The following is a 13402-nucleotide window of genomic DNA, read 5'->3' as shown; positions in this document are numbered from 1 at the left end:
AGGTGACAAATAATGATAGGGTACCGTATTGTTAGCACTTTTTGGGGGGACAGGCTTGATTTTACAACTTTACAAAAGGCTGAAAGAGAAGTTAACCCAATTAAAACCACAAAACTTGTTCCCGGAAAAGGGTCAAGAACAGCTCTTGTCCACCAGTGTTGATAAAAATCTGGCCCAATTAAAGCAGATATTCCGGTGTTGCAGTGACATAGTTTTGCGAGAAATAAAAATCAATGCCCCAAAACCCATTAAGGCAGTTTTGGTTTTTGTGGATGGTTTAGTTGATGAAGATAAGTTATCCGAACACATTATGGAAGCTTTACAGGTGGGGACCTTAAACAAGGCCAATGTTTTTGAAGCCATAGAGGCCAGAATCATTGGTGTTGCGGAAATAAACACCACATCATATATGAATGAATTGGTGGATTATGTAATGGCCGGGGATGTAGCAATAGTAATAGACGGCTGCAACAAAGCCATTGTTCCTGATGTCAGAGGGTGGGCAGACCGAGGGGTGGAAGAGCCGTCCACGGAAACCTTAGTGAGGGGCCCCAGGGATGGCTTCAATGAAACTATACGCACAAACACAGCCCTAATACGGCGGCGAATTCGCACACCCCGGTTGAAGATGGAGGCATTACAGGTGGGAAGGCTAACTAAGACCGACGTTGTGGTGGCCTATGTGGCGGGTATTGCCGATGATAATTTGGTAAAGGAAGTAAAAGAGCGTATTCAGAGAATAGATATTGATACCTTGGTCTCCAACGGGCCCCTGGAGGAGCTAATAGAAGACAATCCCTATTCCTTTTTCCCCCAGGCAGATACCACTGAAAGGCCCGATAAGACAGCCACCAGATTATTGGAGGGGTATGTGGCCATACTGGTTGACACCTCACCCATGGTACTAATTGTTCCCATTACCTTTCCGGAGTTTTTAAAATCTCCGGAGGATTATTACAACCGCTACCCCTATGCCAGTTTTACCAGGTTATTGAGGTTTTTCTCTTCAACAATTGCTTTGCTGTTGCCGTCTTTGTATATTGCGGTGGTTACCTTCCATCAAGAGATGCTGCCAACACCGCTTTTAATATCCATTGCTAATCAGCGGGAAGGGGTTCCTTTTCCGGCCTTTGTGGAAGCGCTGATGATGGAAATAGTCTTTGAAATACTGCGGGAAGCCGGTGTCCGTATGCCCCGACCGGTGGGACAAGCGGTAAGTATTGTGGGTGCCTTGGTCATTGGAGATGCGGCGGTAAACGCAGGTTTGGTTTCGCCGGCCATGGTAATGGTGGTGGCCCTTACCGCCATTGCATCATTTACCATCCCCACCATTTCCGGTTCTTACCCCATTCGTTTGTTGAGGTTTCCCATTATGTTTATGGCGGCCATGCTGGGCCTGTTTGGTATAATGATCGCTTTTATGGCCCTAATCTTTCATTTATGTTCGCTGCGGTCCTTTGGTATGCCCTATTTATATCCCATGAGTCCGGTAAATTATCATGATTTAAAGGATACCTATGTCAGGGTGCCCTGGTGGGCCAAGATCACAAGACCACACTTGATAGGGGATAAAAACTTCCAACGCCAAAAAATAGGTCAAATGCCCGGACCCCATCAGGGAACCCAAGGGCGCCGGAGAGGTGATAAAGACAATGCTTGAAAAAGGATGTGTTACAAACTGGCAAGGGGCATTGTTATTACCTGTCACCTTGGTGCTGGGCACTGCGGTTTTATTTGCACCGGCTGTCACTTCAGCCACCGCCGGCAGGGACGGCTGGATTTCTCTGCTTGTAGTTGCCACCTTGTATGCCATGGTGGTGTCCTTGGTGTCAGTGGCATTGGCCAGACGCTTTCCCAAACAAACACTGGTGGAGTACGCCCCCCTTATTTTGGGTAATTTTTTAGGGAAAGTGCTGGCCTTGCTGTATTTGCTGTGGTTTTTACATATTTCTGCCGTTATAGTGCGGGAATTTGGGGATTTTATGCTCAGTGCCTTCATGCCGGAGACTCCGGTCTTGGCCTTTAACATTTCACTGATACTGCTGACAGCGCTGGGGGTTAAATATGGCTTTGAGGTAATCTGCAGGGCCAATGAGTTTATATTTCCCATTTTAATACTGTCGGTAATATTTATATTTATTCTTGTGCTGCCCGAGGCCAACTTCACCAATCTATTGCCGGTAATGGAAAACGGTATAAAGCCGGTATTATGGGGTGGCATGACAACCGCGGCATTTCGGGGCGAAGTAGTATTAGTGCTGATGTTTTTTCCCTTTATCAAGGGCAAAGAAAAAACCGCCTGGTATTTAGTTGGGGCAGTGCTGTTTTTGGGGGTGCTCTTGGCCCTGACCGCTGTCATAGACACAGCGGTGATGGGAGAGGTGTCAAAGTACTTATCTTTTCCGATTTTTTCTCTGGCCCGGTACATTGCCGTGGGGGAGTTTATAGAACGGGTTGAGGCACTGATACTGGTGATGTGGGTGGCCGGTGTAACAATTAAGGTAACTATTTTCTATTACGTAACTGTCTTGGGAACGGCTCAGTTTTTTGGCCTAAGGGACTATAAAGCCGTAATATTACCCATTGGTGTTGTGATGGCAGTTTGGTCGCACAGCATCTTTGAAAACAGCAGGGAACTGGTGAACTGGCTTTCAATTTCCTTTCCCCCCTATGCCTTTTCCTTTCAATTGTTGTTGCCCATGCTTCTGCTAACAGTGGCCCTATTGAGAAAAAAGAGGGGGGTACAAAGTGAATAAACCCTTGTTATGGCTGACGGCAATGCTGCTATTGGTATCACTCATTTGTGGCTGTTGGAGTCGAAAGGAAATAGAGACACTGGCTATTTCCAGTGCAATAGGCGTTGATAAGGTGACAGTAAAGGGCCAAGATCTGTGGTTGTTCAGCTCTATAATTGTCCAACCGGAAGAGATAAATATTCAAAACGAAAGCCAGGCTGGAAGCGGCAATCCTGATTGGCTGGTGTCAGCCCATGGGGAAACCATCTACGATGCCGCAAGCAATATTTCATTGCGGAGTCCGCGGGAAGTTTTTCGGGCCCACGCCAACATCCTTGTGCTCGGTGAAAGGGTTGCTAAGGAAGGGGTGGAGGAAGTGATTGATTTCTTTCTGCGTGACCCCAGTTCCCGGCTGCGTTCCTGGGTATTGGTGACAGAGGGACAAGCTATCGATGTGCTAAAGGCAGAACCCCAGCTTAACAAATTGCTGGCGGAGGAATTTACCGGCATGGTAAGTGTTACCCAGAAAACGGTCAGTAAATCTTATGTTATAAGCCACAAGGACTTTATAAATCATCTGCTTACCCCTGGTAGGGACGCTGCCGCTTCTAGGGTAACAATATTTAAACCTCCCGAAAACGTTCCTCCCCCGGGTTTTGAAACATACAGTGATGAAGGTGATGTGCATATTGAAACAAAGCTAACGGGGGCATCTGTGTTTAAAAAGGATAGGCTGGTGGGTTGGTTAGGGGAAAGGGAAACCCAGGGCTTTTTGTTTGTTATTAATGAAGCTGACAGGGGGGCTATACCCGTTGGAATCCATAGACAGGCAAAAGATGTATCCTTTTTGCTGAACAGTTCAACAAGTAAAATTATCCCTGATATTCAAGGGGACAATATCACCATTACAGTGGACCTTGTGGTTGAAGGCGACTTGGCGGAGCACGACGAGGCAAGATATCACCTTACCCCGGAGATGATTTATGATATTGAACAAAACCTTGCCCAGGAGATTAAAGATATGGTGGAAGGGGTTATCTACACCTGCCAACATAAATATGGAGCAGATATCTTTGGTTTTGGCGAAAGCTTACGTAAGAAATACCCCCGTTACTGGAAAGGCATTGAGGAGCAGTGGAGGGATATTTACCCCCAGGTGAATATTGTAGTAAATGTGGAGGCCGATATTCGACGCACAGGCATGGTAGCAAACGCACCGGAAATAAAATAAAGGAGGGAATAATAAATGTACTTGCTATTGCTGTTTATTGCTTTTGCCTTAATTATTGCAACAGAAGTTCCCAGGCTGGTGCGCCAAGACAAATATAAAGAGTTGCTTGTGTTTAGCTTCTTACTGGCAGTGGGAATTGGGTTAAGCATAGCTGAAATCTTGAATTTTTCTCTTCTTAATCCAACCCAAATCAGTGAATGGATATTTAAACCGCTGGGTGAGGTGATGGTGGATTTTCTTTCACAATAAGACCAAAAAACATTGACCATATTATGGAACCTTTCAACCATGTCAGCCGCCTATATATATAAAAATGGTTAAGGGGGCAGGTCAGTGTTAAAGAGAAACATTTTTCTAATCCTATTGGTTGTTTTGCCGGTACTGGCAATGGGGTGTCAACAGCAATCACAGCCGGTTGGTGGAAACCAAGCAGGTAAGCTATATACTTTTCAGTCCCGGCAAGAGCTGGCCCAGTACGTGGAGGATAATATTATGATGGTGCAGGCCCTGGGAACGATAGGTTTTGGAAGGGGCATGGTAGCCCGGGATGTGGTGACCATGGATCTGGCGTCCGAGTCGGCACAGGAACTTAGGGCAGACACAAAGGAATCTGCACCCGCAGGCAGCGCCAATGACGGTGCAGCTGACTACTCCACCACTAACCTGCAGGTGGATGGGGTAGATGAGGCGGATATTGTAAAAAGTGACGGACGCTACCTGTATCTGTTATCAAGGGGCCATGTGTTTATCGTTGAAGCTTACCCGGCGGATAAGGCCCGGGTGTTATCACAAATAAAGCTGGATAATGGGCAGTCCATGTGGGACGGCGAGCAGTACGGCAGCGGACAAAATATCTTTGTCAAGGGCAATAAATTAGTGGTAATGGGCTATAACTACAAGAATAATGGCATGTATGCCCGGGTCTATGACATCAGCGATCGAAACAACCCGGTTCAACAAAAGGAAGTTATAAGCGATGGGGTATATAGCGATGCCCGTATGATTGGCGACCATTTGTACTTGGTAGCCGTTTCGCCCGTGTACCGCACCCTTCCGGTTACTAATAAGCCGCAGCCGGTGCTGCCCAAAATCACGGTGAACGGCAGCGAAAAAGAAATAGCACCACAGCAGATTTACCATTTTGATCAGTGCGATGTGGGCTATGACTATACCATGATATTATCCTTTAATATCAATGATGCCGGCAATGACATCAGCAGCAAAACCTACTTAACCGGCACATCACAAAATATATATGTTTCAGAGAACAATATTTATCTAACCAATAATCCCTACATGGTGCCAATCCCGCTGATGGAAGACCTCTTAAAGGATATGTCGGCCCTGCTGCCGGAAAAGGTGCAGGTGCAAATTTCAGAAATTGTAAACTCCAACCAAAGGGTGGCTGAAAAACTGGCAGCGGCGGAAGATGTATTGGATAACTACCTAGCGGGTTTAAGCAGTGCAGAGATTCAACAATTTGAGAAGGCTTATGGCCAATTGTCCATGGAGTGGCATAATAAATTGGCCCAAGCCAGAGATAAAACCACAGTCCACAAAATTGCCATTAACAAAGGGAATATAAAATACCTGGGCAGCGGGCAGGTTCCCGGCCGGGTATTAAATCAGTTCTCAATGGATGAACATAAGGGTTATTTTAGAATAGCAACCACCTCCGGGGATACATTCAGCGAGAACAACCCCTCTAAAAACAACATCTATGTACTGGATGGCAGCTTAAAAACCGTCGGTAAAATCGAAGGGTTAGCCCCCACTGAGCGCATCTATTCGGCACGCTTTATGGGCGATAGGGCTTATTTAGTCACCTTCCGCGAGGTGGACCCCTTCTTTGTTATCGATTTGAAGGATCCCCATAACCCTAAGATGCTGGGTGAATTAAAAATAACGGGCTACTCCAGTTACATGCATCCCTATGATGAAAACTGCATCATCGGCATAGGAAAGGAAATGGCGGAGCCGGCAGCTCCCGATGCTGGTGCTGTTAGGCCCTTGATATTCCCACCCGTTAATAACAACCTGGACTTAGGGGTAAAAATTTCACTGTTTGATGTATCTGATCCGGCTAATCCAAAGGAGAAGGCTAAATATGTGGTGAAAAACAATGGGGGCTATGTTGAAACAACAGCCCAGTGGAACCACAAGGCTGTACTCTTTAACAGGGACAAAAACCTACTGGTTTTACCCATTTCTTTCTATCCGCCATACAAGCCGTACAGGCCGGTGGATGACCAGTGGCATGGCGTTTATGTATTTGATATCTCTGAAGAGGGAATTAGCCTGAGGGGCAAAATAGCCCACCAGGATGACAGATATTATAGCAGTGATATTCGCTCCCTTTATATGGACGATGTTTTGTACACCACATCGGAAAAGATGATCAAGATGAACAGGTTAGATAATTTAAAGCAAATTAATCAGTTAAGGCTGCATAAGTAACGGCATAACCCTCCCTTTTAAAGGGGAGGGTTATTTTTTAACCCGTCATTAAAAGTGCTTGTAATTGCTCTCTGTAAAAACAAATGTTAACAAAGATTAAAAGGTTATTTGGTAGTTAGTGTAGAAATAAAGATGATAAATATACTAATAATCTCACTGGCCCTTATTCTTATACTATCCGTGAGCATAAGGGCTTTAGGCCAATTACCTTGTAAGGCCGGCGGGCACAGTCTTCTATCTTAAATTGCCCAATCAGCCGGAGTATTAGTAATAAAATTAGGCATTCTAAAAGGGGAAAATGTATATTTAGAGAGGTAGACTATGGATTTTAATTGGCAAGAGATACTATCTTGGCTGCTGGGTATTAACTCTTTGGTGCTAATTGTTTTTATCATTTTACAGAGAAAGAAAACAGAAAAGACCATTGCCTGGATATTAATTTTGCTCTTTTTACCGCTCTTGGGCTTAATACTGTACATGTTTTTGGGTGTTAACTGGAAGAGGGAGAAAAACAAACTTATTGAGCAGTTTTCTCCCTATGTTCGAAAACCTTTATGCCGGGCCGTTAATGAGCTTAAAAACTACCAATACCACGGTCTTATTGAACTGTTGGCCCGCAACAGCGACGCACCCTTATTTGTTGGCAATCAAATTAAAGTATTTAATTGCGGCCAAGAAAAATTTGCAGCCCTAAAGGAAGAAATGTTAAAGGCCCAGCACCATATTCATTTGGAATATTACATAGTGGAAAGCGATAATATTGGAAACGAAATAAAAGACATCCTCATCCAAAAGGCCAAGGAAGGAGTAAAGGTCCGCTTTATCATGGATAAGGTGGGCTCCATTAGAGTAAAAAAATCATATTTTAAAGAGCTAAGGGATGCCGGTGTAGACGTTATTCAATACTCGTATTTCTTAGCACCCCTTTTCAAGTTTATTAACACCCATATTAATTTTAGAAATCACCGCAAAATTGCGGTCATCGACGGCATGGTGGGTTTTGTAGGCGGTATGAATATTGGTGATGACTACCTTGGTAAAGGTAGGTTGGGCCATTGGCGGGATACCCACCTGATGATTAAAGGTGACTTTGTGCGGGGCTTACAGGCAATTTTTCTGGATGATTTTTGGACCATTAAAAAGGCAAATGGTGAAAGCTTCTTTTATGTGGAGGATTTTAGAAAGTACTTTCCGGAGCTTGAAAAGAACTGCAGTAAGGTACTGCAGTTGGTAAAAAGTGGCCCCGGTGCCGAATACCCTGCCATTATGCATGGAATGTTAAAAATGATATCCATGGCAAAGGATCACATCTACATCACCACTCCGTATTTTGTGCCCACTGAGAGCATACAAGATGCTTTAAAGGTGGCGGCAATGAGTGGGGTTGATGTGCGGATACTTTTTCCCGGCCGGTATGATCACGCCATTGTTCACTACGCTTCTAAAACTTACCTGGCGGAGCTGCTAAAGTGCGGCGCTAAGGTGTATTTTTACCGCAAGGACGCTTTTGTCCATTCCAAGGTGCTGACGGTGGATGGGCAAATTTCCACCGTAGGTACTGCCAATATGGATATAAGAAGCTATCAGTTGAATTATGAAGTAAATGCCATCATCTATGACCGGGAAATAACCGGAGAACTTGAGCAACAATTCCATAAGGACTTAAAAGAGAGCACCTTATTGACACTTGATGAGTATGAAAAAACCCCTAGAATTACCAAATGGTTAGAAGCGGTGGCCAGGGTCTTTTCATATTTCCTATAAAAAGGAGTGGAACCAGGTTGTCGGTGGTTGATTATCAAAGGGCGGTAGCCCTAAAAGAGGCCGGTCTCAGGTGGAATGCCAAACCGGGTGACAATTATTACCTGCCGGGCGGCGAAACCAGGCAGGTGTTGCAAAAAGGGGAAGAACCGGCCGGCCATGCTGTTTATGCTCCTAAAATCCTTGATATGCAGCAAGAAATTAAAGAAAATGGCTATGGATACCAGTTATTCAACCATAGTCACGGCCGGGGCGGTTGGGTGGTGGAAATATTTAGCCTCTACACCATGAACTTTGGTGTAAATAAACACGGTTTTTTCGGTGCCAGCCCGGAAGAAGCTGTGGCAGAGGCGCTCTTATGGGTGCTGGCAACTAAAGATAATGCCAGTGAAACATAAGTTATTGAGTTATCATTTGGCAGTAAAACCAAAAATTGTTAATAATGTGGATAAATATGTTAATAACTTTGCGGAGCTTGTAAAGATTTGGATAAGGTGCGTGCTGAATTAAGGGGGATGGGAAATGAACAGCGTTAAAGAACGAATTAAACTGGTACAGGAAGATATCACAAAATTGCAGGTGGACGCCATAGTTAACGCTGCCAACAGCTCCTTGTTGGGTGGCGGCGGTGTTGACGGTGCCATACACCGTGCAGCCGGGCCGGAGCTGCTGGAAGAGTGCCGCGGCTTAAAGGGCTGTCCCACCGGCCAGGCAAAAATCACCAAGGGATACAGGCTGCCTGCCAGGTATGTGATACACACGGTGGGCCCCATTTGGCGGGGCGGTAATAGGGGTGAAGATGAACTCTTGGCTTCCTGTTACCGAAACAGCTTGGCCTTGGCTGTGCGGCACAATATTAAAACCATAGCTTTTCCGGCCATTAGTACCGGGGTGTATAAGTTCCCCCTGGAGCGGGCTTGCCAAATTGCAGTGACCGAAATAAAAAATTTTTTAGAGGGCAATAAGGAGATTGAAGAGGTTACTTTGGTAGCCTTTGGTCAACATGCCTACCAAGCATATGAAAAAATTTTGCATGAACTTAAAGATTAAAGCAGGTGTTGTGTGCCTGCTTTTGTGATTTTTAAGGGGACCACCTTAAATTAAATAAAAGCGGTTTGCAGGAAAACGGAAAAACACGTTTAATTTTTATAGCCAAAATTTAATTTGTGTCGTTGGGGGTAAAAATGAGTATGGCGGAGATGAATGCGGCGTTGCTAGGCAATGAAATTAAAGAATTGCGCGAAAAACTAAGAAGGGCTGAAGAAGAGGAGAAAAAGTACCGAGCAATCTTTGAAGAGGCGGCCATCGGTATTTCAATGAATGATTTAGAGGGGCGTCAATTGGAGGTTAATGACTACTACTGTCAATTGTTGGGCTACTCGGCCCAAGAGTTGAAAAACCTAAAGTATTACGACTATACCCACCCTGAGGACATCGCCGCCGATGAGCACAAAAAGCGGCAAATGCTTGAGGGAAAGATAAATAGTTATCAGTTGGAAAAACGCTACATTCATAAAAAAGGGCATGTGATCTGGGTGCTCTTAAGTGTGTCATTAATCCGCGATGAAAATGGCCGGCCTTTATATACCATTGCCCAAGTACAGGATATCACCCAACGCAAACAGGTGGAAAACAACTTGCGCCTGCAAAAGGCCAAATTGGAAGAGCAGGCCCAGTTATTGGACTTGGCCCACGACAGTATAATAGTGCGCGATGTGAACGATAACATCATTTTTTGGAACCGGGGGGCCGAAAAACGTTACGGCTGGAGTAAGGAAGAGGTACTCGGAAAAAACTCTCACCGGCTGTTAAAGACTCAATTTCCCAGGGAGAAAAAAGAAATAATGAAAGAGTTGTTTAGCCGTGGTTACTGGGAAGGTGAGGTTATTAATACAACCCGGGACGGGAGAAGGCTGGTGGTGGCCACTCGCTCGGTGGTACAACGGGATGACCAGGGCAAGGCTGTGGCGGTGCTGGTTATCCACAACGACATTACCGAAAGGGTGCGTATAGAAGAGGAAATAAGCCGTTTAGAGAAATTAAACCTGGTGGGTGAAATGGCTGCCGGCATCAGTCATGAGGTGAGAAACCCCATTGCCACTGTACGCGGTTTTTTACAAATACTTGCGGAAAAGGAAGGGTGCAGACAGTACGCAAATTACTTTGATATGATGATTGAGGAGTTAGACCGGGCCAACTCAATCATCACTGAGTTTTTAACCTTAGGCAAAAAGGATAAGGGCTCTTGTATGAAGTTACGGAACATTAATGACATCTTGCAGGCCCTAACCCCATTAATTCAAGCCGATGCCCTGGGTATGGGCAAATATATTAATGTTGAATTGGGAAAGGTGCCCCATTTAATGCTTAACAGTAACGAAATACGCCAGGTTATATTAAATCTTTGCCGTAACGGCTTAGAAGCAATGGAGGCGGGGGGCAAGTTAACCATTAGGACCTATGCGGACAGCGACCATGTTGTATTGGCAGTGCAAGACGAGGGTAAGGGTATTGATCCTAAGGTGCTAAATAAACTGGGCTCGCCGTTTTTGACCACCAAGGAAAACGGCACCGGGCTGGGCCTTTCCATTTGCTATGGTATTGCCAGCAGACATGATGCTAAAATTGATGTGGACAGCGGTGAAAAGGGCACTACCTTTTACTTTCGGTTTAAAAGGTCGCTTAACAACAGCCGGCCACTTTCAAAACAATAGCTTAAAAGAAACACCTCAATAGCTTCAATTGAGGTGTTTCTTTATAAGTTAGCCTTTCTTTATTTTTTAGGTCCCAGCATTTGTACGGGACGCCACTTTCCTGATTTATTGGTGTCTTTGGCAGGAGTTTCTTTTCTCTTTGGCAGCATCTGCACAGGGTACCACAAACCGCATTTATTAGCCATGCCATTACCTCCCTTAATGATTTTATGTTTGTCTACATATCATGTTATAGCAAAGGCGGGTGAAAGTAAACACATTCACTAATAGTTGCGCTAGTAAGATAATTTAGCAAACTTATATTAATTAAATTATTTAAAATATCAAAACCCCCAGGTGATATCCTGGGGGTTACTGTTCAGCCATGTCTGGCGGTCAATAATTAACTAACTGAGCTTTTTGGCAATATCCCGGGCTATTACTACACCGCAGGCTCCGGCCTGTGCCAGACCTCTGGTGATACCGGCCCCGTCGCCGCCTGCGTATAAGCCCACCACTTCTGTTTCGAAATTCTTGTTCAGTTTGGGGCGGGCAGAGTAGAACTTAGCCTCCACACCGTAGAGCAGGGTGTGGTCCGATGCAATACCCGGTGTTACTGCATCAAGGGCTTTAATCATTTCTATGATGCTTAACATTGTGTTGTAGGGCAGTACCAATGCCAGGTTGCCCGGCACCGCTTCCTTCAGTGTGGGCTCGATAAATCCTTCCCTAATCCGCTTTTCTGTGGATCTGCGGCCCTTTAAAATGTCGCCGAATCTCTGTAACAATACGCTTCCGTTGGACAGATCGTTAGCCAATCTGGAAATTGATTTGGCGTATTCAATTGGCTTATTAAAGGGATAAGAGAATTTATGGCTCACCAGCAAGGCAAAGTTGGTTTTATCACTGGCCAGTTTTTTATCTTTATAAGCATGGCCATTGGCCAGCATTACCCCGCTGTGGTTTTCAATTACCACATGTCCGGATGGGTTACTGCAAAAGGTTCTAACCGTAATGCCGGTGGATGAGCGGTAGATAAACTTACCTTCATATAAATGCTCATTAATTTCTTCCATAATGGTGTCCAGGGTTTCTACACGGACACCCACATCCACCTGGTTATTGGTAATCTCAATGTTGCATTTGTTAAATATCTTGGTAATCCACTCGTTGCCATCCCGGCCCGGCACCAGCACAACTTTGTCGGCGTAGTACTGCTCCCCGTTTTGTAATATCACGCCGGCGGCGATTTTTTTATCACCCTCTGTTTTGATGAGGATGTCGGCCACTTCTCTCTCAAAGAGCATATCGACCTTGTTCTGCAGGTAGTTAAAAATGCTCTTCAAAATCTCTAGGTTTTGCTCAGTACCCAAGTGTCTTACCTGGGCCCGCAATAGTTTTAAGCCTACGCCTAAGCCCCTTTTCTCAATGTCCTTCACCGCACGGGTGGTGGGGTCAGAGGCTGTGGAGGTGGCCCCGTGTTTTATATTAATTTGGTCCACATACTTAATTAATTGTAAAACCTCTGATGGGGGTAAATAGTCAGTCATCCAGCCACCAAATTCAGTGGTGATATTAAACTTTCCGTCAGAATAAGCACCGGCTCCGCCAAAACCGTTGGTTATTGAACACGCCGGTTCACATCCGGCATGGTCTTTCTTTGTGGTTGCCGGTGGGCATTTGGCAGTTTTCTTTTGCAAAATGGGGCATACCCGTTTATGGATATCCCTTCCCTTATCTATTAACAGTACCTTTACTCCAGGGGACTTTAAGATCAACTCATAACATGTAAAAATACCGGCGGGACCAGCACCAACTACTATTACATCGTAATTTTTCACACTATCACATCCCGTCACTTATTAAAAAATAACAAACGGATTCATTATAAAACATTTTTCAATAACTTTCAATATGTTTACCGTAACTTTTAAGATAAAGACAAAAGGCGGGGCCTAGCAGCCTCGCCTTCTACAATTGATAATCACCGGCGGCCTCCGGTTGGTAAAGAATCTTTTCGATCTTTAACCTTGCCATGCCGCTGGGGACCGGCCAGTCAATTATATCTCCTTCTTTGTAGCCGAGAAGTGCTGTGCCCACCGGTGCCAAAACTGAAATTTTGTCTTCCAATAGGTCTGCGTCTGCAGGGTAAACCAGTGTATAGGTCATTTCTTCATCGGTATCTAAATCTTTTAATAAGATTTTTGAATTCATCGTTATGACATCGGGGGGAACCTCCTTAGAAGACACCACCTTGGCTGAATTTAATTCCTTTTCCAGATTGTGAATAAATTCTCTGCTACTGGGATTAAATTCCTTTTCCTCGTCAATCAGCTTTTGTAACTTCTCTTTATCAGCGTTAGTGATATATATAGTTCTGGGCATACTACCAATCCTTTCTTAATACTGTTGCCGTACCAATAAAGTATATAAATGCGACTACCTCAAAATATAAAGAGGTAGTCGCCCAAAAAGATATATACTTATTGGAAAAGTGTTATTATATATATTATAACCCGGTAAAT

12 protein-coding genes are annotated in these 13402 nt (G+C 44.7%); 9 read left to right on the top strand and 3 right to left on the bottom strand.

From position 1 onward, the window contains the following. The first annotated feature begins 55 nt into the window (after window positions 1–55). The 9 genes from BR02_RS0107385 to BR02_RS0107345 all read left to right on the top strand — a co-directional run bounded on the left by BR02_RS0107385 (window position 56) and on the right by BR02_RS0107345 (window position 10898). Complete coding sequence (locus BR02_RS0107385; RefSeq protein ID WP_207640997.1) at window positions 56–1660, top strand: spore germination protein; 1605 nt, start codon at window positions 56–58, stop codon at window positions 1658–1660. Continuing rightward, window positions 1653–2756 carry a GerAB/ArcD/ProY family transporter gene (locus BR02_RS0107380; protein WP_031515723.1) on the top strand — a complete coding sequence of 368 codons (1104 nt, stop codon included), beginning with the start codon at window positions 1653–1655 and terminating at the stop codon, window positions 2754–2756. The genes BR02_RS0107385 and BR02_RS0107380 overlap by 8 nt, the downstream gene beginning before the upstream one ends. Then, window positions 2749–3966, top strand: a complete 1218-nt coding sequence (locus BR02_RS0107375; protein ID WP_031515721.1) for a Ger(x)C family spore germination protein — start codon at window positions 2749–2751, stop codon at window positions 3964–3966. The genes BR02_RS0107380 and BR02_RS0107375 overlap by 8 nt, the downstream gene beginning before the upstream one ends. Window positions 3967–3981: 15 nt before the next feature. Then, entirely contained in the window at window positions 3982–4215 is a 234-nt protein-coding gene (locus BR02_RS0107370; protein WP_031515719.1) for a hypothetical protein, read from the top strand. 84 nt (window positions 4216–4299) lie between these two features. After that, window positions 4300–6423, top strand: a complete 2124-nt coding sequence (locus BR02_RS14400) for a beta-propeller domain-containing protein (protein WP_034638993.1) — start codon at window positions 4300–4302, stop codon at window positions 6421–6423. Between the two features lie 321 nt (window positions 6424–6744). Next, a complete protein-coding gene (gene cls / locus BR02_RS0107360) occupies window positions 6745–8187 on the top strand; it encodes a cardiolipin synthase (protein ID WP_031515716.1) in 1443 nt (480 codons plus the stop codon). A gap of 17 nt (window positions 8188–8204) precedes the next feature. Then, the gene (locus BR02_RS0107355; protein ID WP_031515714.1) at window positions 8205–8582 is read left to right on the top strand and encodes a hypothetical protein; all 378 of its coding nucleotides are present in this window, start codon (window positions 8205–8207) and stop codon (window positions 8580–8582) included. Between the two features lie 124 nt (window positions 8583–8706). Continuing rightward, window positions 8707–9234, top strand: coding sequence for an O-acetyl-ADP-ribose deacetylase (locus tag BR02_RS0107350; protein WP_031515712.1), 528 nt, complete (start codon window positions 8707–8709; stop codon window positions 9232–9234). 134 nt (window positions 9235–9368) lie between these two features. Continuing rightward, a complete protein-coding gene (locus BR02_RS0107345) occupies window positions 9369–10898 on the top strand; it encodes a PAS domain-containing sensor histidine kinase (RefSeq protein ID WP_051688191.1) in 1530 nt (509 codons plus the stop codon). 59 nt (window positions 10899–10957) lie between these two features. Here the strand turns inward: BR02_RS0107345 and BR02_RS15990 are convergent, their stop codons facing one another. The 3 genes from BR02_RS15990 to rnk all read right to left on the bottom strand — a co-directional run bounded on the left by BR02_RS15990 (window position 10958) and on the right by rnk (window position 13262). Further along, the gene (locus tag BR02_RS15990; protein WP_274377121.1) at window positions 10958–11083 is read right to left on the bottom strand and encodes a hypothetical protein; all 126 of its coding nucleotides are present in this window, start codon (window positions 11081–11083) and stop codon (window positions 10958–10960) included. A 201-nt stretch (window positions 11084–11284) separates the two neighbouring features. Then, window positions 11285–12718 carry an NAD(P)/FAD-dependent oxidoreductase gene (locus BR02_RS0107335; RefSeq protein WP_031515708.1) on the bottom strand — a complete coding sequence of 478 codons (1434 nt, stop codon included), beginning with the start codon at window positions 12716–12718 and terminating at the stop codon, window positions 11285–11287. A 130-nt stretch (window positions 12719–12848) separates the two neighbouring features. Continuing rightward, the gene (gene rnk / locus BR02_RS0107330) at window positions 12849–13262 is read right to left on the bottom strand and encodes a nucleoside diphosphate kinase regulator (RefSeq protein WP_031515706.1); all 414 of its coding nucleotides are present in this window, start codon (window positions 13260–13262) and stop codon (window positions 12849–12851) included. Window positions 13263–13402 lie beyond the last annotated feature (140 nt).

It is taken from the genome of Desulfofalx alkaliphila DSM 12257 (assembly GCF_000711975.1).
GTDB lineage: Bacteria > Bacillota > Desulfotomaculia > Desulfotomaculales > Desulfohalotomaculaceae > Desulfofalx > Desulfofalx alkaliphila.
Note: the sequence above shows the minus strand (reverse complement) of the source record. Positions and strands in the feature narration are given on the sequence as shown.

Coding starts and splice junctions, on each gene's coding strand:
- BR02_RS0107380 (WP_031515723.1), top strand. CDS start 1,653: ATGCTTGAAAAAGGATGTGTTACAAACTGGCAAGGGGCATTGTTATTA.
- BR02_RS0107370 (WP_031515719.1), top strand. CDS start 3,982: ATGTACTTGCTATTGCTGTTTATTGCTTTTGCCTTAATTATTGCAACA.
- cls (WP_031515716.1), top strand. CDS start 6,745: ATGGATTTTAATTGGCAAGAGATACTATCTTGGCTGCTGGGTATTAAC.
- BR02_RS0107350 (WP_031515712.1), top strand. CDS start 8,707: ATGAACAGCGTTAAAGAACGAATTAAACTGGTACAGGAAGATATCACA.
- BR02_RS0107345 (WP_051688191.1), top strand. CDS start 9,369: ATGAGTATGGCGGAGATGAATGCGGCGTTGCTAGGCAATGAAATTAAA.
- BR02_RS15990 (WP_274377121.1), bottom strand. CDS start 11,083: ATGGCTAATAAATGCGGTTTGTGGTACCCTGTGCAGATGCTGCCAAAG.
- rnk (WP_031515706.1), bottom strand. CDS start 13,262: ATGCCCAGAACTATATATATCACTAACGCTGATAAAGAGAAGTTACAA.